The 25,606-nt window shown below is 61.0% G+C and carries 14 protein-coding genes; 11 read left to right on the top strand and 3 right to left on the bottom strand.

Going from position 1 to position 25,606, the window contains the following annotated elements; translation table 11 throughout:
- The 4 genes from gspF to ACWR1S_RS15590 all read left to right on the top strand — a co-directional run.
- Positions 1 to 1,058 (top strand): type II secretion system inner membrane protein GspF (gspF, locus tag ACWR1S_RS15575; protein ID WP_454564113.1); only part of this gene is annotated, 1,058 nt, incomplete at its 5' end.
- Positions 1,059 to 1,670: 612 nt separating this feature from the next.
- Positions 1,671 to 2,783 carry a substrate-binding domain-containing protein gene (locus ACWR1S_RS15580; protein ID WP_454564114.1) on the top strand — a complete coding sequence of 371 codons (1,113 nt, stop codon included), beginning with the start codon at positions 1,671 to 1,673 and terminating at the stop codon, positions 2,781 to 2,783.
- Positions 2,784 to 2,867: 84 nt separating this feature from the next.
- The gene (locus tag ACWR1S_RS15585) at positions 2,868 to 3,044 is read left to right on the top strand and encodes a hypothetical protein (RefSeq protein ID WP_454564115.1); all 177 of its coding nucleotides are present in this window, start codon (positions 2,868 to 2,870) and stop codon (positions 3,042 to 3,044) included.
- 216 nt (positions 3,045 to 3,260) lie between these two features.
- On the top strand, positions 3,261 to 15,755 hold the full coding sequence (locus ACWR1S_RS15590) for a filamentous haemagglutinin family protein (protein WP_454564116.1): 12,495 nt from the start codon (positions 3,261 to 3,263) through the stop codon (positions 15,753 to 15,755).
- A gap of 47 nt (positions 15,756 to 15,802) precedes the next feature.
- On the opposite strand, the gene ACWR1S_RS15595 is transcribed toward ACWR1S_RS15590, so the two are convergent.
- From ACWR1S_RS15595 to ACWR1S_RS15605, 3 genes are all read right to left on the bottom strand, one after another.
- On the bottom strand, positions 15,803 to 16,144 hold the full coding sequence (locus ACWR1S_RS15595) for a type II toxin-antitoxin system RelE/ParE family toxin (protein ID WP_127930382.1): 342 nt from the start codon (positions 16,142 to 16,144) through the stop codon (positions 15,803 to 15,805).
- A complete protein-coding gene (relB, locus tag ACWR1S_RS15600) occupies positions 16,077 to 16,271 on the bottom strand; it encodes a type II toxin-antitoxin system RelB family antitoxin (RefSeq protein ID WP_095123340.1) in 195 nt (64 codons plus the stop codon). Before relB ends, ACWR1S_RS15595 begins: the two co-directional genes overlap by 68 nt.
- 255 nt (positions 16,272 to 16,526) lie before the next feature.
- On the bottom strand, positions 16,527 to 17,474 hold the full coding sequence (locus ACWR1S_RS15605; protein WP_454564117.1) for a SphA family protein: 948 nt from the start codon (positions 17,472 to 17,474) through the stop codon (positions 16,527 to 16,529).
- A 211-nt stretch (positions 17,475 to 17,685) separates the two neighbouring features.
- On the opposite strand from ACWR1S_RS15605, the gene ACWR1S_RS15610 reads away from it, so the two are divergent.
- The 7 genes from ACWR1S_RS15610 (at position 17,686) to ACWR1S_RS15640 (ending at position 25,519) form a co-directional block, all read left to right on the top strand.
- Positions 17,686 to 18,780, top strand: a complete 1,095-nt coding sequence (locus ACWR1S_RS15610) for an AraC family transcriptional regulator (RefSeq protein ID WP_454564118.1) — start codon at positions 17,686 to 17,688, stop codon at positions 18,778 to 18,780.
- A gap of 235 nt (positions 18,781 to 19,015) precedes the next feature.
- Complete coding sequence (locus tag ACWR1S_RS15615) at positions 19,016 to 19,903, top strand: Dyp-type peroxidase (RefSeq protein ID WP_454564119.1); 888 nt, start codon at positions 19,016 to 19,018, stop codon at positions 19,901 to 19,903.
- 10 nt (positions 19,904 to 19,913) lie between these two features.
- Positions 19,914 to 20,873: a Gfo/Idh/MocA family protein gene (locus tag ACWR1S_RS15620; RefSeq protein WP_454564120.1), complete on the top strand. Its 960-nt coding sequence runs from the start codon at positions 19,914 to 19,916 to the stop codon at positions 20,871 to 20,873.
- A gap of 190 nt (positions 20,874 to 21,063) precedes the next feature.
- Positions 21,064 to 21,816 (top strand): GntR family transcriptional regulator, encoded by a 753-nt coding sequence (locus ACWR1S_RS15625; RefSeq protein ID WP_454564121.1) that lies wholly within the window; start codon positions 21,064 to 21,066, stop codon positions 21,814 to 21,816.
- Complete coding sequence (locus ACWR1S_RS15630) at positions 21,813 to 23,543, top strand: fumarate reductase/succinate dehydrogenase flavoprotein subunit (RefSeq protein ID WP_454564122.1); 1,731 nt, start codon at positions 21,813 to 21,815, stop codon at positions 23,541 to 23,543. Before ACWR1S_RS15625 ends, ACWR1S_RS15630 begins: the two co-directional genes overlap by 4 nt.
- A gap of 27 nt (positions 23,544 to 23,570) precedes the next feature.
- Complete coding sequence (locus ACWR1S_RS15635; RefSeq protein ID WP_042559450.1) at positions 23,571 to 23,816, top strand: 4Fe-4S dicluster domain-containing protein; 246 nt, start codon at positions 23,571 to 23,573, stop codon at positions 23,814 to 23,816.
- Positions 23,817 to 24,094: 278 nt separating this feature from the next.
- The gene (locus ACWR1S_RS15640; protein WP_454564123.1) at positions 24,095 to 25,519 is read left to right on the top strand and encodes an ABC transporter substrate-binding protein; all 1,425 of its coding nucleotides are present in this window, start codon (positions 24,095 to 24,097) and stop codon (positions 25,517 to 25,519) included.
- Positions 25,520 to 25,606 lie beyond the last annotated feature (87 nt).

Genomic DNA, 25,606 nt, shown 5'->3' on the forward strand with positions numbered 1-25,606 from the left:
GTGGCGGTGGGCTGTTCAGCGCCAAGCTTTCGGACAACGATCTGGCCTGGGCCACACGGCAATTGGCGAGTCTGCTCGGGGCCAGCCTGCCGTTGGAAGCAGCGCTGAGCGCCACGGTCGAGCAGGCTGAGAAAAAGCACATCGCCCATACGTTCAGTGCTGTTCGTGCGGATGTGCGCAGCGGCATGCGCCTCGCGGAATCGCTGGCGGCGCGGCCACGGGATTTTCCTGAGATCTACCGTGCATTGATCGCCGCAGGGGAAGAGTCCGGCGATCTCGCGCAAGTCATGGAGCGCCTCGCGGATTACATCGAGGAGCGCAACAACCTGCGGGGCAAGATTCTTACGGCGTTTATTTATCCGGGCGTGGTTGGGCTGGTGTCGATCGGCATCGTGATTTTCTTGCTCAGTTATGTGGTGCCGCAGGTGGTCAGTGCGTTTTCCCAGGCGCGGCAGGATTTGCCGGGGCTGACGTTGGCGATGCTCAACGCCAGTGATTTCATCCGCAGTTGGGGCTGGCTGTGTGCAGCGATCATCGCAGGCGCGTTCTGGAGCTGGCGTCTGTATCTACGCAATCCGGCGGCACGTTTGAGTTGGCATCATCGGGTGTTGAAGTTGCCGCTGTTCGGGCGTTTCATTCTCGGTCTGAACACCGCACGGTTTGCCTCGACGCTGGCGATTCTCGGGGGCGCCGGGGTGCCGTTGTTGCGTGCGCTGGAGGCAGCGCGGCAGACCTTGTCCAACGACCGACTGAGCCTGAGTGTCACTGAGGCCACGGCCAAGGTGCGTGAGGGTGTGAACCTGGCGGCAGCGTTGCGCGTGGAAAACGTGTTCCCGCCGGTGCTGATTCATTTGATCGCCAGCGGTGAAAAAACCGGTTCACTACCACCGATGCTTGAGCGCGCAGCGCAAACGTTGTCGCGGGATATTGAACGCCGGGCAATGGGCATGACTGCATTGCTGGAGCCGCTGATGATCGTAGTGATGGGCGGGGTGGTGCTGGTGATTGTGATGGCGGTGTTGTTGCCGATCATTGAGATCAATCAATTGGTCCAGTAGCCGGTTTTGATGGTGTCTGATCGGGCCTCTTCGCGAGCAAGCTCGCTCCCACAGTGTTCGGTGTTGTGAAGTCAATGGCATTCGATCATTGCGAGCACTGAGTTGATCCAGTAGTGGTGTCTCTGATGTTTTGGTGGTGTTTGGGCCGGCCTCTTCGCGAGCAAGCTCGCTCCCACAGTGTTCTGTGGTGTGAAGTCAATTGCATTAACAACATCAATCCCTGTGGGAGCGAGCTTGCTCGCGAAGAGGCCAGTCAGGCCAATAGATAATTCAAAGTTTTTGCAAAAGATTCTCCATCACCCGAGCCATGTTTCCCCCATCCTCGGGTTCTCCTTTCTGTCATCTGCAACCACCCGCCAACGGCTCCAGCCCGATTCAGCCAAACCCGCGATCCAGACACTGCACGGCACCCGACAAACACCCGAGAAAATCCCTTCGGAAACACCTCGCACCTCCCGAGGTTTTTTCCTTTATCTGTCACCGGAAACTGCGAATTTCTCAGTGCGACTTAACCAAGGCCAACGCTAGCGAGGGCCCCGGTGAGTCCTCCCAGTGTCATGCAAGTCACCCGAAAACCTGTGTTCCCAAACCTAGTTGAAAAGGAGATTCTTCATGTTCAAGCGCACTCTGATCGCAGCTTCCCTGACCGTCGCCGCTCTGGCTTCCGCTCAAGCCATGGCCGTTACCGGTGGTGGTGCAACGCTGCCTGCCGCTCTGTACAAAGGTTCTGCCGACAGCATCCTGCCAGCCAACTTCTCCTACGCCGCCATCGGTAGCGGCGGTGGCAAAACTGCCTTCCTGACCAACAACCCGGCCGGCTTCAGCACCACCGGCACTGTGCACTTCGCCGGTAGCGACTCGATCCTCAGCACTGCGGAACTCAACACCTACAGCACCACCTACGGCGCTTCGTTCGGTCCGCTGATCCAACTGCCTTCGGTGGCCACTTCGGTTGCCATCCCTTACAAAAAAGCCGGTCAGACTGCTCTGAACCTGACCAGCGCTCAGCTGTGCGATGCCTTCTCCGGCGCTAAAACCACTTGGGGCGCTTTGCTGGGCACTGCTGACACCACCCCGATTCGCGTGGTTTATCGCAACGTTTCCAGCGGCACTTCGGAAATCCTCAGCCGTCACTTGAACTCGGTCTGCCCGACCCAGTTCGCTACCAACTCCACCTTCACCAACGCTCGTCTGCCAGCCGGTTCGGCACTGCCGTCGAACTGGGTCGGCGTCGCCAACACTTCCGATGTCGCCACTACCGTAAATGCGGTTGACGGTTCCATCGGTTATGTCGGTCCGGACGGCGTTGACGCTACCAGCAACGCTGTCGTTGCTCGCGTCAACGGTGTTCAGCCTACTTCGCTGAACGTGACTCTGGCCCTGTCGTCGGTGTCGGCTCCTTCGACTCCAGCCCAGGCTGCCAACCCTGCCAACTGGTCACCAGTGGTGGCTAACCCGGCTTCCGGTTACAAACTGGCTGCCTACACCAACTTCATCTTCGGTCAGTGCTACAAGGATGCAGCCGTGGCCGCGAGCGTCAAAGCCTTCCTGACCACTCACTACAGCAACCCGGGCAACAACACCGCGACTCAGGCTCACAAATTCGTCGCAGTGCCTAACGCCTGGAAAACCGCTGTCACCGCCAACTTCATCACCAACTCTTCGGGCAACAACCTGGACATCAACAACGCCAGCGTCTGCAACGCTATCGGTCGTCCTTTGTAAGTCGGTTGGTTCAGTCTGATGTGTAGATGGCGGCCCTTCGGGGCTGCCATTTTTTTTGGGCTCCCGTTTGAGGGTCGTGCCTTTTTGACCAAGCAATACAGTGTGCCCGGCAACGTCGCCGCCAGTGTCGCGCACGGTTTTGGCCCACTGCCCACGAACTGGAAAAACGCGGTAACCGCCAACTTCCTCAGCAACACCTCTGGCAACAACCTCGACATCAACAACCCTTACGTCTGCAACGGCATCGGCCGTCCGCTTTGATCACCTGCACCTTTGATTCACGGCAGCCTTTTGCGGGCTGCCTTTCTTTTGAGCGCTCGGCGCTCCAGGTCCGCGAATACTCCCCCAACATGAAGTTTGTGTGACATCCGTTCGGTCGCGACCCTCGCCAACTGCCTATGACGTAACAGCAGGTTTTTGCAGGCCTGCGGCATCTTTGGCAACCAAAGTGTGGCAATCAAAAAGGATCTCGTAGTGATGCTCGCTCGCCCATCCCGTCGTACCAGCGTTCAGTCCTTCAAGCGTGAAACCGTGGAGCCTGCGCTGTGGCTGCTCAAGCCGCTGGCGCACGCCGTGGCGTTATGTCTGGTGGCGGGCAGCGCGCAGGCGCAGACGGCGTTCAGTTCGAGCTGGTTTGCCGCCAAGGGCGCCGCGCAGCAAGCGGCAGCAGCACGGCCGAGCGTGGGCGGGTTGCCGGGGATGACGCCGCCACTGGCCCAGCAACAAAAAGCCAATCAGCAATTGCAGCGTTCGATCCAGACCTTGAACAACACCGTCGCCGCGATTGCCGCGCAACAAGCGGCACAGGCGGCCGGGCGTGCTGCCGCGTTGGGCACGGTGCAGGTTGTGCCGGACGGTCTGGGTGAGGGCGGTTTGAAAGTCGATAACAGCCTCGCCCAGGGCTGGCAGAACGCCAAAGGCCCGCAACAGACTCAGGCCGATGGCAAGACCACCGTGAAGATCGAGCAGACCGCCGACAAGGCGATTCTCAACTGGGAAACCTTTAACGTCGGACGCAACACCACCGTTGAATTCGCCCAGCAGTCGAACTGGGCAGTGCTCAACCGGGTCAACGACCCGAGCGCGCGGGCCAGCCAGATTCAGGGCCAGATCAAGGGCGACGGCACGGTGATGCTGATCAACCGCAACGGCATCGTCTTCAGCGGCAGCAGTCAGGTCAACGTGCGCAACCTGGTGGCAGCGGCGGCCAACATCACCGACATCCAGTTCCGCGATCGTGGCCTGTATTTCGACAGCACCGGCACGCAGCCAACGTTCACCGATGCCGCCGGCAAGGTGTTGGTGGAACGCGGTGCTGCCATCGCAACCCACCAGCCGGCGTCGTCTACCGATGCCGGCGGCTATGCGTTGCTGCTCGGCAACGAAGTGCAGAACGACGGCAGCATCAGCACCGCCAAAGGCCAGACCGTGCTGGCCGCCGGTGACCGTTTCTACATTCGCAAAGGTTCGGGCACCGAGGGTAATGCGCTGTCCACCACCTTCGGTAACGAAGTCATTCCCGGCTCCAAGGCCGGCGCGGTGACGGGTAAAGTCACCAACAACGGCTTGATCCAGTCCGCCACCGGCGACATCACCCTGACCGGCCACGAGGTGGTGCAGAACGGTGTGTTGCTCACCAGCACTTCCGTAGCCACGCGCGGCACGATTCACCTGACCAACCCCAGCACCGACAGCAACGGCAGCGTTACGCTGGGGCAGGGCAGTGCCACGGCGATCATGCTCGACAGCAGTGATCTCAGCGCCCTCGACAGTCAGCGCGACGCGAGCCTGACCAATGTCAGCGCGAACAACCGGATCCGTGGCGATCAGTCGCGCATCGAAATCCAGAGTGGCGGCAGCGTCGAGTTCCAGAACGGCTCGATCACCCTGGCCACCGGTGGGCAGGTCGCTGTCAGCGCACAGCGCCGCAGCCTGGTACGTGACGGCGCAATGATCGATGTGTCCGGTGCCCTTGGCGTCAAAGTGGCAATGGAAAACAACAACATCAAGATCAACGTGCAGGGCAACGAGCAGCGCGATGCCTCGGTCAACCGGGAGAAGGGTGCGCTCAACAGCAATGACATCTGGGTCGATGTGCGTGAGCTGGTTTACGTGCCCGCCGGCACCAACGGCTATGCCACCGATCGCTGGTACACGGCGGGTGGTTTGCTCGAAGTCGGCGGTTATCTCGGCACGCAGGGCCACAGCGTTGGCGAGTGGATGGCCCAGGGCGGCACGGTGAGTTTTGCCGGCAACGACGTGGTCACGGAAAAAGGGTCGTTGATCAATCTGTCCGGCGGCACGCTGGATGTGCAGAGCGGCGAGATCCGCCAGAGCTGGCTGCGCGGCGCCGACGGCAAGTTGTATGAAGTGTCCCGTGCGCCGGGCGATCTGCTCTACACCGGGCTGTACAAAGGTTATGAAGACAGCAGTGAACGCTGGGGTCAGACGAGCTATTTCTACAACCCGTTGATCGCGCCGCGTTCACGCTTCGAGTCGGGTTACACCGTCGGCCGCGATGCCGGGCAACTGGTGGTTGCCACCGCCAATGCGGTACTCGACGGGCAAATGATTGGCGAGGTGTACCAGGGTGAACGACAGAACCAGGCAGCGAAACCGGTGCTTGATGGCTATGAGCAGAGTCAGACCGCACTGGCGCGCCGCGCGCAGTTGATCGTCGGCAGTTATGACCCGACCTATGTCGCCGCCGCGAGTGGCTTGTTGTACTCGCTCAATCCGACGCTCGACCAAGTGCAGATTGGCGGCGAGCGACCGGTCGCTGGCAGTGATCTGGACCTGAGCGGTGCGGTGTCCGATGCGCGCAAAGGCAAGTTGTATCTCGATAACGATCAACTCAATGGCTTCCGGCTCGGGGCGCTCAAAGTCGCGGCCAAGGATCAGGTCATTGTCGATGGCGCACTGACCGTCGATACCGGCGGCGATATCACCCTGTATTCCCCGGACGTGCAGATCGGCGCTGACCTGACCGCGCGTGGCGGTAGCGTGCGCCTGGGCAACGTGCTCAATCAGTTCCTCAGCAGCGATACCGCTGACACTCGGCTCACGGCGAAGGTCGATAAGGCGACGCAGGTAAAAGTGGCCGACGGTGTCCGACTCGATACCCGTGGTGTGTGGAGCAACCTGCGCACCAACCCGGACGATGGCGCCAGCCTCGCGTACTTGAATGGCGGTTTGCTGTCGATCCGCAGCAGTGGCGATATCGACATTGGCGCGGGCAGCCTGCTCGATGTGTCTTCCGGCGGTGCGGTATTGGCCAACGGCAAGACCCGCGGCGGTAAGGGCGGTGACTTGATGCTGGAATCCAGTGCGATTTCGGCGCCCGGTAAAACCCACCTGAACCTTGCGGGCGATGTGCGTGGCTACGGTGTCACGGGCGGCGGCACGCTGACGGTGCAGGCCAACAAAATACTCGTCGGTCAGACTGACAAGGTGCTGGCAGACAACACCTTGCAGCTGTCTGCCGACCTGTTCAACAAGGGCTTTTCCGCTTACAACCTTATCGGCTTGGGCGGTCTGGACGTTGCCGAAGGTGCGGCGATTGACGTGAACATGCCGGTGTACCGTTTCGCTGATGTCGCGCCGAATCAGGTCAGTGGTGCCGACCCGCAAACGGCGTTGGAGTTGTGGACGCCGTCGCTGTTCCAGGAAAACCCGAGCAAGGGCCTGCTGACCCAGCGCGCTGGCGCCAACCTGACGTTGCAAGGCGGGGCCAGTCTGATCGGCTTGATCGATGCCGCTAACAGCACGTTGACGCTGGGTCGCGGTTCGCGCATCAGCGTCGATCCGGGGCAGAGCATCAAGCTGCGCGGTGCCGGGCAGATTACGGTTGAAGGTGAACTGAATGCCTGGGGCGGTACGATTGATATTCGTCAGCAGCAGTTCGGTTCGAACAAACCGGCGACCGCCATTGTCGTGGCCGATCCGAACGCCCACGACCGGTCTATATGGATCGGTGAGCAGGCTGTCCTCGATGTCGCCGGGCGCGCCAACACGGCAATCGATGCGTTGGGCCGAACTTACGGTCAGGTCGGCAAGGGTGGCAGCATCATCATTGGCGGCGAAATCGATTCGAAACTGGCCACTGCCACGGCCGCCGATGCCTACGTGATCGTGCGTCAGGGCGCCCGGCTGGACGCCTCTGGCAGCGAGGTCATGCTCGATATCGCCGGCCAGGGCCTGACCCGCGTTGCGACGGATGGCGGGCGTATCAGCCTGAGTGCTTACAACGGCCTGTTCCTTGATGGCAACTTGCATGCAGCGGCGGGCGGTGTCGGCGCAGCTGGCGGTCGTCTGGACATTGCCCTGGAAACGCCGCTGTATGCTGACTCGGCAAGCAATGCAGTACGCGCACCGAGAGAGATGATCATTGGCCAGGGGGCGGGCGACAAGTCGCTCGCGCAGGATCTGCGGCCGGGCGAGGGCGCCGATGGCCTGCGTTATGGTCAGACGCGCTTGAGTGCAGACAGCTTGATGGCGGGCGGCTTCGATAACCTGAGCCTGTTGAGCAACGGTTTGCTGTCGTTTGACGGCGACGTCAATCTGCATATGAAACAGAGCCTGACGATGTACGCCGGGGCGTTGTCTCTGGCGCAAACCTCCGAGAGCACGAGTCGCGTCGATTTGAGCGCGCCGTACCTGCGCTTGTCCGGCGTGGGCACTTACCACGCGGGTTTCGGCCTGATACGGCCGCGATTGACCCTGAATCCGACGACTGAGCTGTCGGACGCGACCTTCAATGCGTCGGCGAACCTGCTGGACGTGGGCAATGGTCTGTCGTTCGGTACGCAGGGTTCGATCCTGCAGCTCAGCGCGCCGGCGGTTGCGTATAGCCGACGGGCATTTGGTCTGGTGAACCTCGATAGCAGCGGCGATCTGCGTTTCCTTGCGCCCAATGATGGTGCCGAAAAAACCCGGCTGTGGACGCCGGGTGACTTGAACCTGGGGGCTGCACAAATCTATCCCGCCAGTGGTGTCCAGGCTGAAGTGCGCGTCGGTTATCAGGGCGCCGTTGCGGTGTCCGACCATACGCTGCGGATCAGCAGCCACGGTGCGGCACCCGCTGCGGTGCCGTACTCGGTCTTTGGCAATCTGAGTTTTTCCGCTGCGTACATCGAGCAGGGCGGTGTGGTGCGGGCGCCGCTGGGCAAGATTGTTCTGGGCGACGATTTGCTGACCACCAGTCATGAGGTGCGACTGCTGTCCGGCAGCACCACGTCGGTCAGTGGCGCCGGGCTGGTCATGCCATACGGTGGCACTACGGACGGCATCGACTATCTCTACAACGGTAAATCGGTGGTGTTGAACGGCGTCACGGGCGAAAGGAACGGCGTGGCAATCGGTGGGCAATACGTTGAGGTGCAGAACGGTGCGCTGATCGATCTGTCCGGCGGTGGCGATCTGCGCGGTGCCGGATTCATCTCCGGGCGCGGCGGCTCTACCGATGCGCGCTTCAATCCACTGGTGCGCAATGCCACCGATGGCACCTTCAGTTTGCCGGGGCTGGCGAGCAACCCGGTCTACGCCATCGTGCCGGGCAATCAGGGCAGCTACGCGCCGATGCTGGCCGAAGCCGGCGCGGTCGATCCGCGCATCGGCCAGCAGATCACTATTGGTGCCGGCGTGCCGGGGCTGGCGGCGGGCACTTACACGCTTCTGCCGTCCACCTTTGCCTTGTTGCCGGGAGCGTTCCGGGTCGAGGTCAACGGCCAAGCGACGCCGGGTGCGACGACGGCAGCGTTGCAACTGCGCAATGGGTCGTGGACCAGCAGCGGGCAGATGTCGATCGCCAACACCGGTCTGCGCGACAGCCTGGCCAGTCAGGTGATCCTGACGTCGGCGGACGTGTTGCGCCGCTACTCGCAGTACAACGAAACCGGTTTTACCTCGTTCATCCGCAGCGATGCCGCTCGGCGCGGGGTGCCTCAGGCGTTGGCGCCGATCGACGGCAAGACCCTCGATCTGCGGCTGAGCAGCGGTGGTCAGCAAGACATCGCTTTGCAGTTCAACGGGCGTGCACTGTTCAATGCCGCCGAGGGTGGTCGGGTCGGGACGGCGGTGGTGCGCGGCGGTTATGCCGGCAGCAACCTGGAAATCCTCGGTGCCGGGCAGGCGCCGACGGCGGACTCCAGAGGTGTGTCGTTGTACGCCGACACGCTCAACAATCTGAATGCCGGGCGTCTGACCCTCGGTGCAATGCCGGATGTTCTGTACGGCACGACCGGCAACATCATTGGTTTCGTCGGTTCCACCAACAATATTGTTTTGCGTGAAGGCGCGGTCCTGTCAGCGCCGGAAGTCTTGTTGCGCACCACTGCGGCCACGGGCGGGATCACGGTCGAGGCGGGGGCCGGGATCAACACGCTCGGTCGCGGCAACGTGCCTTACGATTCAACGTCAGGGTTTCTCTATGAGCCCGGCAAGGCAGGGTTGCTGGTGGTTTCGAACGGCTGGACCAATGTCCTGGCGCCCGCGCTGGCTAACAATCTCGACGGTGCGGGGGCGATCCGTATCGGCCTCTGTTCGACCGGGGATTGCAGCAGCCCATCGCAGCTCTACTCCAATGGCAGCATCACGGCGGCGACCGACAAGCAGTTCGAACTGGGCGAAGCCGTGCGCTTCGGTACTCGCCAACTGGCGCTGGCTGTCGGCGCGGTCAACGCTGGGAGTGCCGAGGCGCTGGCGGCGGCGGGCAGTCGCGTGCCGGCCGGTTTGACCTTGAACCAGAACGTGCTCGATCGACTGTTGCGCGGTGACACGCAATTCGGCGCACCCGCCCTGGAAACCCTGAGCCTGACCACCCGCGATGCCTTCAATTTCTATGGCAGTGTGACCCTCGACACGCTTGATCCACAGACCGGCCTGAGCAAACTGCAGAACCTGGTGCTGGTCACACCGGCGATCTACGGTCTGGGCGATGCCAATGATGTGGCGACCATCCGCACCAACAACCTGATCTGGAACGGTGCCACGCAGAGCCCCGGCGGGGTGATCACCGCCGGCGCCGGCACGGGGCAGGGCACGCTGGATATTCAGGCGCGCCGCATCGAACTGGGTTACGGCCCGATGCCACAACCGAGCGGGCTGGATCAGAACAATCGTCTGGCGCTGGGCTTTGCCAACGTCAACCTGACAGCCAGCGAGCGCATTACCGCCAACCACAAGGGCAGCCTGGCGGTGTATCAGCAGCAGGGCGCTTACGACCCGCTCACGGGCTACAGCTACAGCGGCGGTAACCTGAATCTGCGTACGCCGTTGCTCACCGGTGAAGCGGCGTCGGTCAACCTGCTCAAGGCCGGCAATAACCTGACTCTCAGCGGTGGTGGCGCTTCCGGGGTCGCGGAGGCGTTAGGCGCAGAACTCAATCTTGAGGCACGCAATATCGTGCTCGACAGCCGTATCGCCTTGGCCAGCGGCAAACTGACGGTGAAGTCCGAAGGCGATTTGACCCTGGGCAGCGCTGCGGTACTGGACATGGCCGGGCGTACGCTGCCGTTCAACGATGTGAACAAATACAGCTGGGGCGGCGATGTGTCGCTGTACAGCGCCAACGGCAATATCCGTCAAGCGGCGGGCTCGCGGATCGATCTGTCGGCGAAGAACAATCAGGCCGGTAACCTCAGCGCCATTGCGTTGGCCGACGCGGCCGGGACCGTCGATTTGCAGGGTGAAATCCTCGGCGGCAGCAGCGGTTATTACGATGCCGGCGGCACGCTGGTGCCTTACAAGGCCGGGGGCGTGGACATTCGCGCGCAAAATCTGGGCGCAGATGCCACCGTGCAGTTTGCCGCGCTCAATCAGCGCCTGAACGCCGGGCAGGTGTTCGGCAGCCGCAGCTTGCAACTCAAGCAAGGTAATCTGCTGGTCGGCGATGGCCTCAAGGCCAGTGACATCAGTGTTTCGGTGGACAGCGGCAGCCTGACGGTGGCCGGTCTGATCGACGCCAGTGGCGAGCGCGTCGGCAACATTCGTCTGTCGGCGAAAAATGGTCTGGCGCTGGCTGGCAACAGCGTGCTCGACGCTCACGGTCGAGTCCTGCGCGTCGACAGTTACGGCAAGATCATCGACGCGCCGAACCGCGCCACGGTGGAACTCAATTCCGGTGAGGGTGTACTCACGCTGGCGTCCGGCGCGCGGATCGACCTGCGTCACGGCACCGATTCGGTGCCCGGTTTCCTTGCAGGACAAAACGATGGAATGCTGCGCGGCACTCTTGAACTCAACGCGCCGCGTCTGGGCAGCAATGACATCGCCATCGACGCCAGCGGTGCGTTGACCATTCAGGGTGCTCGCTCCATTGGCCTCAACGGTACACGCCGCTACACCGATGCCCGCGATGGCGTCGATCAGGCGGTCAGTGGCCGACCGTATCAAGTCATCGATCAAGCCATGCTCGAGCGCATTCACGCTGAGAGCGCCACCTTTATCAACGCCGCGCTGGGCAACAGCGATCTGCTGCAACGCAAACTTGCCGGGCTGAACAACGCCACTTACGCCGACGCTTTCCATCTGCGCCCAGGCGTGGAAATCGCCAGCAAGTCGGCTGATGGCGACTTGGTGGTGGAGGGCGATCTGGACTTGTCCGGTTACCGTTACGCCAGCCTGAATCCACACACGCGCCTGAATCCGTCGATCTACGGGTCAGGGGAGGCTGGCAGTCTGGTGATCCGCGCCGGCGGCAACCTCGACATTTACGGCAGCATCAACGACGGCTTCGCGCCGCCGCCAGAAACCCAGGATGACGCCGGCTGGAAACTGATCGCCGGTGTGCAGCCGTTCGGTGGCGACCTGATCGTGCCGGGCACCGGTGTGTCGCTGGCCGAAGGTACGCAGTTCCCGATAGGCGCCACACTCAATTACGACGTGACCCTCCAGGGGGCGGTATTGGCCAGCGGCACGTTGTTGCCGACTCAGGCGGTGCTGGGAGAGGCGTACACCTTCAGTGCGGGCACCGTGCTGTCGGGGGCGATTCACGACCAGAACGGTAACCTGTTGTACGCCGCCGGCACGCTGCTCAGCGACAGTGTGACGCTGCCTGCCGAAACACGTCTGGGTGCCGGTATTCGCTTGAACAAGGCCACCGCCCTGCAAGCGCTGAACTGGCCCAAGGGCGTGCCGTTGCCAAGCGTTTACGATGCAGATCTGACGACCTTCTCCGGCGTGAAGTTAAAGGGCGAGCTGGCCTTGCTGCGCGGTTCGCTGATTCCGTCGATGACCGATGTAAAGCTCGCAGAAGGCACTTCGGTGATTGAACTGCGTCCGCTCAACGGCACGCAACAAGGTAAAAACTGGGCTGTGGCGAGCATGCTGCCGTCGGGTAGTGCGTCGTGGTCGATGCGCGCGGTCGCCGGGGCCGATCTTCTGGCGGCCGACAGCCGCGCCGTGAAACCGGTGACAGCGGATGGCAACTTGCGACTGGCTGACGCTCATTACGGTGTGACGATCACACAGAGCGCCGGTCAACTTGTTTGGGCCGCGGATAATCCCTATGACCTTCCGGCGTATTACCCGGTGCCCGATGACCAACTGGAGGTATGTGACCAGGTTCCGGGACTCTGTGTACCGATGGCACGCTGGGTCTGGGCACCGGGGAACGGTCAGGGACCTGACTACGAACCGGTCACCGAGGAGTATCAAGTCATTTGCGAGATCTATCCGGAGCTCTGTATCGCCAATAATCCCGGCACCACCGCCAAGGCCCATACGCAGATGTTCAGCGTCCTGCGCACCGGTACTGGCGATCTCGATCTGATGGCTGCCGGCAACCTGAGCATGGACTCGCCTTTCGGCGTCTACACCGCCGGTACACAGTCATCGAATGTCGACCCGTTGTATAACCAGAAACGCGGGCATCTCTCGGACAATAATTCAGTGTTGGGCAGCGCCGGCGCTGATTATGAAAAGTGGGTCAGTGGTGGCGCCGACAGTCTTTATCAGGCCTGGTATCCGCAGATGGGGGGGAACCTGACAATCAATGCCGGTGGCTCGGTCTCCGGTGATTCGGTCGGGACTAAATCGCAATCGACAGCGGGCGGTTTCCGCGAGCAGATCGCCAGTACGTCAGTGGGCAACTGGCTGTGGCGCCAAGGCACGGGAAACCCGGATGTGCCCACGGCCTGGTGGATCAACTTCGGCAGCTACGCGACGCAGTTGCTGACATCTGACGGTAATACCGAACCGTATCTGATGGGCTTCACCGGATTCGGCACCCTGGGCGGCGGCAACATCAGTCTGCGTGTCGGTGGTGACGCCGGTATGCTCAGACCGTTGGGCGATGCGGGCAATTATCCGCGCAGCCAGGGGCTTATCGTTGCCGTGGGCAGCACCGGGCGAGTCGCCAGCGATGGCAGCGTACAGATGACCGGTGGGGGCGACATGGACATTCGCATCGGCGGCGCACTCAACCCATCGCTGCAAGCACGGGCCGGGGATAACGGGACTCAGCCGCCGAGGCATGATCTACAAGGGACGCTGATCAATTTACGCGGGGCGGCGCAATTGACGGGCGGGGCGCTGGGCGGCATCAATCTGCAATACGGTGCCTTTTCCCGGTCGCATGATGTCCGCGAAACTCGACCGCTGGATCCGTTCACCTCCACGACCAGCAACGCCTCCGGAGGCCTGGTGCTGATTCCCGGCGACTCGGGCATGAGTCTCAGTACCCGTGGTGACCTGGTGCTGGGCGGCGCGGGCGATCCCGGTCGCGTGGGCCTGTTCAATGCCACGCCACTGCTTGATGACAACGGCAATATCCGTACTGGCGGTATCCTGAGCGGCTTCTCGCTATGGACCGATCACACCGCCATCGATCTGTTTTCCGCCGGAGGCAATCTCACTCCCAGCACTCAATTGGCCGAGGCCGATGCGAATCTTACCCCTGTGAGCGGCGCCAATTCGTCGCCCACCGATGGACGTTTTGTGTACCCGTCGATTCTTCGGGCTGTGGCTGCTCAGGGGTCGATTTATGCCGGGCCATCGGCGGCGTACAGCGAGCGCGACTTGTCGCGGACAACCGCTTATTCACTGTTATTGGCCCCTTCGACATCCGGACAACTCGAACTGTTGGCTGGCGACTCCATCTACGCCGGCGGCTACGCAATCAATCAGTCGGGTGCCAGCCCGCTGGCCATCGCCACGCCGTTAAGGCCGTCATTTCTCGCCTTTGCCAGCAATAACCCCAACACGCCATTCAATAGCAACTACGGCAGTGACGGCGTTAAACCGGACAGTAATTTGCGTTATCCATTGTTCGCTTTTGGACCCGACAGTTTTTCCGGTTTGAATGATGTGCAGGGGCCGGCACGGTTCTATGCCCTGACAGGCGATCTGGTGGGGATACGCAGTGGTGAGACGTTGAGTTTCGATACGTCGAAACGCACCTGGTACGAAGCCGCCGGCCCTGTCTGGATGATTGCCGGACGTGACATCGTGGCATCCGGGACCAACCTGGGCCAACCGACAGCCGTGCAGCCCGATGAGATGGGCGTGGGTCGGGAGGGCGTCACCTCGACCGGCAACCTGTTCGTTCATAACGATCCGCGAGATGTATCGCGGGTGTCGGCAGGACGAGACATCCTTTATAGCAGCTTCGATATTGCCGGTCCGGGTACGCTGGACATTAATGCCGGGCGCAACATCCTCATGGAAAACCGTGCCAGCATCACCAGTCTCGGCTCGATAGTTGCCGGGGATCAGCGCCCTGGTGCCAGCGTGGTATTGCAGGCGGGCGTGGGCGCGCAGGGGCCGGATTACACAAGGTTCATCGCGCGTTACCTGAACCCGCAGAACCTTGCCAATCCGAATGCCTCTCTCAACGGTCAGCCGGGCAAAGTGGTCAAGACCTACCTCGACGAGCTGCAGAGCTGGCTTACTCTTGGATATGGCTTCAGCGGCAACGCCGAACAGGCGCAAGCGTTCTACGCCGCGCTGCCGAGTGCCGAGCAGGCGATCTTTGCCCGCCAGGTGTACTTCGCCGAACTGCGCGCCGGTGGCCTGGAATACAACGATGTCGACGGCCCGCGCCAAGGCAGTTATCTGCGTGGTCGCAACGCGATTGCCGCTCTGTTCCCGACCACCGACGTGGCCGGTAATCCGATCCGTTACGACGGCGACATCACGCTGTACGGCGGCGCCGGGGTCAAGACCCTGTTCGGCGGCGACATCCAGATGCTCACCCCCGGTGGCGGTCAGGTGTTCGGCATCGAAGGCGCGGCGCCACCGTCCACGGCGGGGATCATCACTCAGGGTTCGGGCAACATTCAGCTCTATTCGCAGGGCAGTATCTTGCTCGGCCAGAGCCGGATCATGACCACCTTCGGCGGCTCGATTCTCGGCTGGTCGGCCGAGGGCGACATCAACGCCGGTCGAGGTTCGAAAACCACCGTGGTCTACACCCCGCCGAAACGGGTTTACGACGCTTGGGGCAACGTCACCCTGTCGCCATCGGTGCCGAGCACCGGCGCCGGTATCGCCACGCTCAACCCGATCGCCGAAGTGGCGCCGGGCGACATCGACCTGATCGCGCCGCTGGGCACCATCGATGCCGGCGAGGCGGGGATCCGTGTGTCGGGCAACGTCAACATCGCCGCGCTGACGGTGGTCAACGCCGCGAACATTTCGGTGCAGGGCAAGGCGACTGGTGTGCCGGTGGTGTCGGCGGTGAACACCGGGGCGATCACCTCGGCCAGTTCGGCGGCATCGTCGGCCACCCAAGCGGCGGAAGATGTCGCGCGTCAGCAGCAGGCGGCTTCGCGACAGAATCAGGCGTCGGTGTTTACCGTGCAGGTGTTGAGCTTCGGCAATGAACAACTTGCGCCGTCTCGCGATGGTGCCAGCCGCGCGCCGGCCCCGGGTTACAACCCGAACAGCCCGGTGCAGGTGTTGGGTGCCGGGGCGCTGGATGAACAGGCGAAGCAACAGTTGACCGAGGAGGAGCGCGGGCAACTGACGTTGTAAAAGACTCTCGTGTAGTACGTTTGGGCGACCGGTGGGTCGCCCTTTTTTTATGTTGATGAAGTTGAAGGGTATTTTTGCCGGGCGTGAAGCACCCTCAGTATTCTGATGCGCCCATTCACTCGATAGACCAGCAGATAGTTCGGATGAATCACCATCTCACGAGTACCAGGCACTCGGCCAGGTCGGTAACCGTAAGGTATTGATGAAAGCCGTTGTGCTGCCGCACCAACCTTGTGTCTTAGCGAAATTGAAGCGTTGGTGTTGTGTTGCTCGATGTATTTGAAGATGTCAGCCAGTTGACGCGAGGACTTGCTGCTCCATTCAAGCAGCAGAGCGGCGCTTCCTGCGCATCTCTTCCAGCATCTGGTCGAGCATCGCCATAGCCTCATCATGGGGAATACCAGGACTAGGATCATCGAGTGCAGCCTGTACCTCTGCACGAAACCAGCGATCGTAGCTCTCGGCCTCTTCTTCGGATTCGAAGTCAGAGTAAAACGGGGAAAGTAATATGCTCATAGTGATCTCCGTGATCAATCTCAGCAGTTTAAAGGGGGGAATGGCCCATTGTCGTCACTGGCAGACGATGCACCCCATGAGCCCTTGAGAAACCATGGGATAACGGAGCCCAGTATCTGCAAGCGCACCCTTTAAATCTGCCAGACGTTTCCCCCTGTTGGCCGGTAATCTCGACCGCCGCTGTAGGCGTATTCCACCCATGCGTTTTTCAGGTTTTCAGGCTACAAATCCAGGTGCGCTTTCCTACAAATACACTCAGAACGCATAGGGAATACTCACCTTCGCCCACAACATTTCCCCCTCCGGCCGGTTCTCCACATCAAATTCCTTGGCCCAGCGAATCTCCGCACTGGCGTATTTGAGAAAGGTGAAGTGCAGCGCCGGACCAATTGCGAAGACCTTGCCGCGTACGCCGTCGTCGACGTCCTGCCCGGCAAACTGCACGGTGTGGCCGAACTGTTTGTCGTCGGTGGTCTGCTGGAGGAAGTAGCCGTTGACGCCGAGCATCAAGTCGTCGGTGATCTTGTAGCTGGCCGAATAATCGAAGTGGAAGATCTGCCCCGACTTGTAGTCGGTGTCCTTGTTCTTCTCGTTGAAGCTGTAAGTGGTCTTCATCGAGACTTCGGTGTTGTCAGTCGGCAACCAAGTGAACGAGAACAACGGCTTGTAGGTATAGAAATTGTTGCTGGTATTGGCCAGCCGATCGACGCTGTACTCACCGGTGGGCACGGTAACCTCTACGGCGGCGCCGAGGGTCAGGTTTTTGCCCATGTCCCACAGAATGATCGGGGCGAACGTGGTATCGCCCATGCCTTCGCGGGTGTCGCTCAAGCCAAACACCGAGACTTCCTGCTTCAACCACGGCTGTGCGATGTAACCGGCCAGTCGCCCACCAAACACCCGCACCGGGCTCAAGTAATCGAGACGCGGAATCACCGCGGTGGATTCGATTTCGACCTTTGGCACCTTGCCGCCCAGCGAGCTGATGTTGAACTGGGTCGCTTTGTAATGGTTGTAGTAGAGGTTGAACGCGACCATGTTCTCCGGAAGGCTGTCGACTTCCAGCGGCAGCATGAAGAAACCGTCGGTGCCGGTGCCGATGTTGTCGACACCGGCTTCGGTGGCCAGGGCGGGCAACGTCAGAGGGCAACCCGCGATGAAAAGGGCGAGCGGCAAGAAGGATGTTGCACGGTTCTGGCTCATGACTGTCCTCATTATTATTGTGATTGGGACCTGGTACCGGTCGCTCGGAGCGCCGGTACGCTAGAAATAAGCGTTTGGCGTACGTTGGGGCAGGGTATTGGCGGACACCGAGGGGGGCATCTGCGGACAGTGCGCGCACCTTGTGCTAACTTCCTTCGACATAACCGGTTACAAAAATAACAATCAAGCGTGATCCGGAATGTCAGCCCCCATGAACGTAAAAGTCCTAGACCCGACCTTCGAACTGGCGCTGGTCTCGCCGTTCCTCTTGCAAACCCTCGCTGAAGTCGTACAGAACAAGGGCATCGATCCCCAGAGCCTGTGCCGTGGCCTGGGTTTCACCCTTGAAGATCTGCAGGATCCGGCGCAGCGAATTTCCTATCGCCAGGCCGTGGCGATGATTCAACGCGCACTCAAAGTACTGCCCAATCAAGGTCTGGGGCTGTGGGTGGGTGCGCAGAACGTTCTTGGCACATTGGGCTTGCTCGGGCATGTGTTGTCGTTGTGCAAGACCTTGCGCGATGCCTTTGCTTTGGGGATTCGGCATCAGCACACGTCGGGCGGGATTGTGGTGTCCAGCGTCGATGTGGTGGGCGGGCAGGTGCACCTCGATGCCGAATGCCGCTTGCCGTTTGCCGATGTGCAGGTGTTCGCGGTCGAGGAGTTTTTCGCCAGTCTGCTGGTGTATGGCCGGGCATTGGCAGGTGCTGATTTCAAGCCGATTGCCGTGGAGTTCGTGCATGCCGCACCGGATTACCTCAGCGAATACCATCGTCTGCTGGGGCCAGAGGTGCGTTTCGGTTGCCTGCACAATCGCATGCTGATCGATGTGCAGTGGCTGGATGTGAATTTACCCAATCATCATTCGCTGGCATTGCGTCAGGCGGTGGCATTGCTGGAGCTGGAAGCGGCGCAGGTGCATCAGAAACTCGATCTGATTCAGGCGGTGGAACGGGCGATTGCCCGGGACCTGAGTCGTGGCAGCCATATTGAAAAGATTGCCGGTGATTTGAACATGAGCAGTCGCACGTTGCGCCGGCGGCTGACCGAGCATGCGTTGACGTTCGAGGCGCTGCTGGAGCAGGTGCGGCAGGCGCGGACCCTGAGTTTGCTGGCCAATCCCGATATGCCGATCGAGCGGATCACTGAAGAGGTCGGCTACAGCGATGTGCGCAGTTTTCGCCGGGCGTTCAAGCGCTGGACGGGGCTGAGCCCGAGTGCCTGGCGTAATGTCGCTAACCCTCCCAGCCCTCTCCCGGAGGGAGAGGGAGCCGACCGCAGTGTCTTGCGAGTTACATCGACCTGAAAGATTGCGTCGATTATGGACTTGAGAGATTGAGGCCGACGGCAGTGTCATGCATCGACCTGAAATGATGGATTCACCGATGCACGTTCAAGTCGGTGTAGATCTCTAATATCCCCGAATCAGTTCCCTCTCCCTCCGGGAGAGGGCTAGGGTGAGGGGCTTTTGACTTCCATCCAAACCCCCACAAACCCTCCGGCCACAGGTAAACTCCCGCGCACTTTCCCAAGGAGTTCACATGAGTTACTACCAGCCGGGCATTCTCGCCACCCCAGTTCCTGCGCAAGCACGTCACCTGTTTTTCGCCCTTGAGTCGGTGGAAGCGCTGCCGCAGGCGATCGACAACCTGATCAATCAGGTGGACGGCCAGTCGGCGGTGGTCGGTTTTGGTGAGTCCTTGGTCAAGGCCCTCAACGTGCAGATCGACGGCCTGCGCAGCTTCCCGGCGATGACCGGCGTTGGCGTGGAAAACCCGTCGACCCAGCACGCACTGTGGGTGTGGCTGCACGGCGTCGACCGTGGTGAACTGCTCAACCGTTGCAATGCCCTTGAGGCCGCACTGGCCCCGGCCCTGCGCCTGGTCGAGAGGCAGGAAGCCTTCCGCCACAAGGACGGCCACGACCTCACCGGTTACGAAGATGGCACCGAAAACCCCCACGACGAAGCCGCCATCGCTGCCGCCCTGCAAAGCGCAGGCACTGACGGCATGGTCGGTGGCAGTTTCGCCGCGATCCAGCAGTGGCAGCACGACCTCAAGGGTTTCCACAAACTGTCCGCCGACGACAAAGACAACATCATGGGCCGTCGCCTGAGCGACAACGAAGAGATCGACGACGCGCCAGTCTCTGCGCACGTCAAACGCACCGCGCAGGAAAGCTTCGCCCCTGAGGCGTTCGTCGTGCGCCGCTCGATGCCGTGGATCGAAGGTGATCGTGCCGGTTTGATGTTCCTCGCCTTCGGTTTCTCGCTGGATGCTTTCGAAGCACAACTGCGGCGCATGAGCGGCCTGGAAGACGGCATCACCGATGGCCTCTATCGCATCAGCCGCCCGATTACTGGCGGCTACTACTGGTGCCCGCCGCTGAAGGACGGTCACCTCGATCTGCGCGCCCTGCGCATCGGCTAAAGGAAGAGACATGGACGTGGTGCGTTGGGGCATGATCGGTTGTGGCAGCGTCGCTGAGCGCAAGAGCGGCCCGGCTTTCTACAAAGCACCCGGTTCAGCGCTGGTGGCGGTGATGGGCCGACGCCTGGAAGCCGTGACCGACTACGCCGCGCGCCACGGCATTGCCCAGGTCTACACCGACGTCGATGCGCTGATCAACGATCCCGAGGTGGACGCGGTGTACATCGCTACGCCACCCGACAGCCACCATGCCTACAGCCTGAAAGTCGCCGCTGCCGGCAAACATTGTTGCGTGGAAAAACCCATGGCGCTGCATGCCGGACAAAGCCGCGAAATGCAGCAGGCGTTTGCCGAGGCGGGTTTGCACCTGTTCGTTTCTTACTATCGCCGTTCGTTGCCGCGCTTTGCGCAAGTGCGGCAATGGTTGGAGGAGGGGCGAATCGGTGATGTCCGTCATCTGAGCTGGACACTGACCAAAGCGCCGTCGCCGGCGGATCTGGACGGACGCGACAATTGGCGCACCGATCCGGCGGTGGCCGGCGGCGGTTACTTTGCTGACCTGGCCAGCCATGGCTTTGACCTGTTCCAGTACCTGGTCGGCGACATCGTTGAAGTGGCCGGATTCACCGCGCGTCAGGCCGGTTTGTATGCCGCCGAAGATGCCGTCAGCGCCAGTTGGCGGTTCGCCTCCGGGGCGCTGGGCATGGGCTGCTGGAGTTTTGTGGCGGATCGGCGTGAGGATCGCGTCGAGATCATCGGCAGCCTTGGGCGGATCAGTTTTTCCGTATTCGATGAGCATCCCGTGCAATTGCATGCCGATGAACACCTCAGCCTGGAAATCCCCCATCACGAGCACATCCAGTGGCATCACGTGCTGGGCATGAATGCGCATATTCGTGGCGATTCACAACATCCCGCCGTCGCCGAACAAGCCCTCAAGACCGACTGGGTCATGGACCAGATCCTCTGACGTTAAGATCAAAAGATCGCAGCCTTCGGCAGCTCCTACAGGGGATCGCGGTTTCATGTAGGAGCTGCCGAAGGCTGCGATCTTTTGATCTTCAACACCGAATCTAAGGTTATGCCCAAAAAATATTTCTCAACCTTGTCATAACAACCCTAAGATCACGTCATAACTCGTTATAACAAGTGATCCCGTGATGACCGATAACGTTCTCTCCCTTAGCAGCGTTCCTCTGCACACCCAACTGCGCGACGTCCTCCGTGCGCGGATTCTCGACGGCGAATACCCGCAAGACAGCCAGATGCCCTCCGAAAGCGAACTCGGTGCGCTGTTCAAAGTCAGCCGCATCACCGTGCGCCAGGCGCTCGGCGATCTGCAAAAGGAAGGGCTGATCTTCAAGATCCACGGCAAAGGCACCTTCGTCGCCAAACCGAAAACCTTTCAAAACGTCAGCAGCCTGCAAGGCCTCGCCGAGTCGATGACCGGGCGTGGCTACGAAGTGATCAACCGCCTGCGCAGCTTCAAATTCATCCCGGCTGACAAGCGCGTCGCCGAGCGTTTGCAGGTTGCCGAGGGTGAGATCGTCGCGCAGATCAAACGTGTACGGCTGATCAATCGCGAGCCGATTTCGCTGGAAATCACCTACCTGCCCAAAGCCGTCGGCGAGCGGCTGGAGAAGGCCGATCTGGTCACCCGCGATATCTTTCTGATCCTCGAAAACGACTGCGGCCTCGCCCTCGGTCACGCCGATCTGGCCATCGACGCGGTGCTGGCCGACAGCGACCTGACCCAGGCGCTGAACGTCGAGGCCGGCTCGCCGATCATGCGTATCGAACGCCTGACCCACGACGCGCAAGGCCAGCCGCTGGACTTCGAACACCTTTACTACCGTGGCGATGCGTTCCAGTACCGCCTGCGGATCGACCGGCAAAAAGGGGAGCAGGCATGACCCGCAACGTTCTCGAACAGGAATACGACATCGTCGTCATCGGCGGCGGCACCGCAGGCCCGATGGCCGCGATCAAGGCCAAGGAAAAGAACCGCGACTTGCGCGTGTTGCTGGTCGACAAGGCCAACGTCAAACGCAGCGGCGCGATCAGCATGGGCATGGACGGCCTGAACAACGCGATCATTCCCGGCCACTCGACACCGGAGCAGTACACCAAGGAAATCACCATCGCCAACGACGGCATCGTCAATCAGGCCGCCGTCTATGCCTACGCGACGCACAGCTTCGAAACCATCGAACAGCTTGATCGCTGGGGCGTGAAGTTCGAGAAGGACGAAACCGGCGATTACGCGGTGAAAAAAGTCCACCACATGGGCGCCTACGTGCTGCCGATGCCGGAAGGGCACGACATCAAAAAGGTCCTCTATCGCCAGTTGAAACGTGCGCGTGTGAGCATCACCAATCGCCTGGTTTGCACGCGTTTGCTGACTGACGAGGAGGGCACTGTCAACGGGGTGATGGGCTTTGACTGCCGCACCGCTGATTTCCATGTGATCAAAGCCAAAGCGGTGATCCTCGCCTGCGGTGCTGCCGGGCGCCTCGGTCTGCCGTCGTCGGGTTACCTGATGGGCACTTACGAAAACCCGACCAACGCTGGCGACGGTTACGCGATGGCCTATCACGCCGGTGCTGAACTGGCGAATCTTGAGTGCTTTCAGATCAACCCGCTGATCAAGGATTACAACGGCCCGGCCTGCGCTTACGTCACCGGCCCGCTGGGCGGCTACACCGCCAACAACAAGGGCGAACGCTTCATCGAGTGCGACTACTGGAGCGGGCAGATGATGTGGGAGTTCCACCAGGAACTGGAGAGCGGCAACGGCCCGGTGTTCCTCAAACTCGATCACCTCGCCGAGGAAACCATCCAGAACATCGAGGAGATTCTGCACAGCAACGAGCGCCCGAGTCGCGGCCAGTTCCACGCCAATCGTGGCACTGATTACCGCACGCAAATGGTCGAGATGCACATTTCCGAAATCGGTTTTTGCAGCGGTCACTCGGCGTCCGGCGTGTGGGTCAATGAACGTGCCGAGACCTCGGTGAAGGGTTTGTATTCGGCGGGTGACATGGCTGCGGTGCCGCACAACTACATGCTTGGTGCATTCACCTACGGCTGGTTTGCCGGACACAACGCCGCCGATTTCGTCGCCGGTCGCGAGTTTTCTGCGCTGGATACCGCGCAGATCGAGAAGGAAAAAGCCCGGGTCTACGCACCGCTGGATCGCGAACACGGTCTGCCGCCGGCGCAGGTCGAGTACAAGTTGCGGCGCTTCGTTAACGACTATCTGCAACCGCCAAAAGTGACCAAGAAGATGCAGATCGGCCTGCAACGCTTCAGCGGCATCGAACGCGATCTCGAGCAGATGAAGGCCAACAACGCCCACGAACTGATGCGCGCGATGGAAACCAGCGTGATTCGCGACTGCGCCGAAATGGCCGCCCGCGCCTCGTTGTTCCGCGCCGAAAGCCGCTGGGGCCTGTACCACTATCGCGTCGATCACCCGCAGCGCAACGACAGCGAGTGGTTCTGCCATTGCCATTTGAAGAAGGGTGATGACGGCCAGATGACCAGTTTCAAGAAAGCCGTCGAGCCTTACATCATCCCGCTCGATGCTGAAGAAATGCAGGCCTACGACCGCTTGCGGGTCGGCGCTTTCGCCGCTTGATACATCAATAACCAGAGAGCCCGAACCATGGCCTATCAAGCTCAGGAAATCTTCTTCCGCTCCAACGCCCCCGTCACCGTGGACGAGGACAAATGCATCGCCGACAAGGGCTGCACCGTGTGTGTCGACGTTTGCCCGATGGACTTGCTGGCGATCAATCCGGCGACGCAGAAGGCTTATATGGCGTTCGATGAATGCTGGTACTGCATGCCGTGCGAGAAGGATTGCCCGACGGGAGCCGTCAAAGTCGACATCCCCTATCTCCTGCGTTGAAACCCGGACCACTGTGGGAGCGAGCCTGCTCGCGAATGCGGTGGGTCATTGCGCAATGATGTCGACTGATACTCCGCTTTCGCGAGCAAGCTCGCTCCCACAGTGGATCGAGTTACTGCACAAATTGAATACGCCAGAAATCCTGTGGGAGCGAGCTTGCTCGCGAAGAGGCCACCCCAGACAACCCAAAGCCATCCGACAACCCCGGACGCTGGATTCACCGATAACCCCTCGTTTCCCACCGCGCCCTGATCGCGGCGGAGACGAACATCCAATAAATGATTCGAGGGGAAACACTCATGTTGCGTGCAGCAATCGCCGGTCTGGTACTGGCTTCGTTTACCTTGTCGGCCTCCGCCGAAACCATCCGCATTGCCATCGGCACCCAGGACACCACCATCAACTGCGCCGCCGGCGGCTTGTTGATTCGTGAACTCGGTCTGCTCGACAAATACCTGCCCCACGACGGCGCTTACAAAGATGCCAAGTACGACGTGCAGTGGAAAAACTTTACCAGCGGCGCACCGCTGACCAACGAGATGGTCGCCGGCAAACTCGACTTCGGCGCCATGGCCGATTTCCCCGGTGCGTTCAACGGCGTCGCGTTTGAAACCGCCGGCAAGCACAGCCTGTTCATCAGCGTGCTGTCGGGCAGCATCAAGGGCAGCGGCAACGGCATTGTCGTGCCGAGCGCGTCGGGCGTGCAGGCGCTGAGCGAGCTCAAGGGCAAGACCATTTCCGTGCCGTTCGCTTCGACCGCCCACGGCATGCTGCTGCGGGCGGTGGCGGCGCAGGGCTGGGATCCGCTGAAGGACGTCAACATCATCGCCCAGCCGCCAGAGGTCGCCGGCTCGGCGTTGCAGGCCGGCAAGATCGACGCTCACGCCGATTTTGTGCCGTTCGCCGAACTGTTCCCGAGCCGGGGTTTCGCGCGCAAGATTTACGACGGCGCGCAGGCCAACGCGCCGACGTTTCATGGTGCGCTGGTGGATCAGGCTTACGCCAGGAAGTACCCGGAGATCGTCGTCGCGTACCTGCGCGCGAGTATCGAGGCCAATCAACTGCTCGCCGCCGAGCCTGAGAAGTACAGCGAGCTGATCGCCAAAGTCACCGGCGTCGATGCCGAGGTGAACTACCTGTTCCACGGCCCGCTCGGCGTGCAGACCCGCGACCTGAGCTGGAAGCCTGAATATCGCCAGGCAGTCGGCACGGCGATCGATACGTTGAAGCTGCTGAAGAAGGCTGATCGCGGGCTCGATCTGAATACGTTTATTGACGATCAATACATTCGTGCGGCGTTCAAGGCGTCGGGGCTGGATTACACGGCGCAGTTGGCCAATTACGCGCAGACGCCGTTGCAGGCTACAGATGCCGCGACCGGTAAGGCGATCACCGACGTCAACCATGTGGCTGAAATCTGGGTGCGCGGTGAGGACAAGGTGCGCCAGTACGCGTCGGCGGAAGAGGCGTTTACCGCGCTGGCGGCTTTGAAGCAGGCAGGCAAAAACGTGCGGGCGGTGTATGCGCAGGCCAGTGACAGCGGGATCAAGTTGCTCGCGGAGCAGGCGTGGTTTGCCAGTGATGGCAAGGGGCGGTTGAGTGCGTTTTTGCTCAAGGGGCAGGCTCAGCAATATGCCTCGGCGCAGGGTGGCAAAGTCCTCGACTTCACCGACGCCACCACCCAGGCCGTCGCCACCCGTTAACTCAAACGCAGATCGTTCCCACGCTCTGCGTGGGAATGCCTCAATGGACGCTCTGCGTCCGCTTTGGATGTGACGCGGAGCGTCACG

It is taken from the genome of Pseudomonas sp. AIG (genome assembly GCF_977020205.1).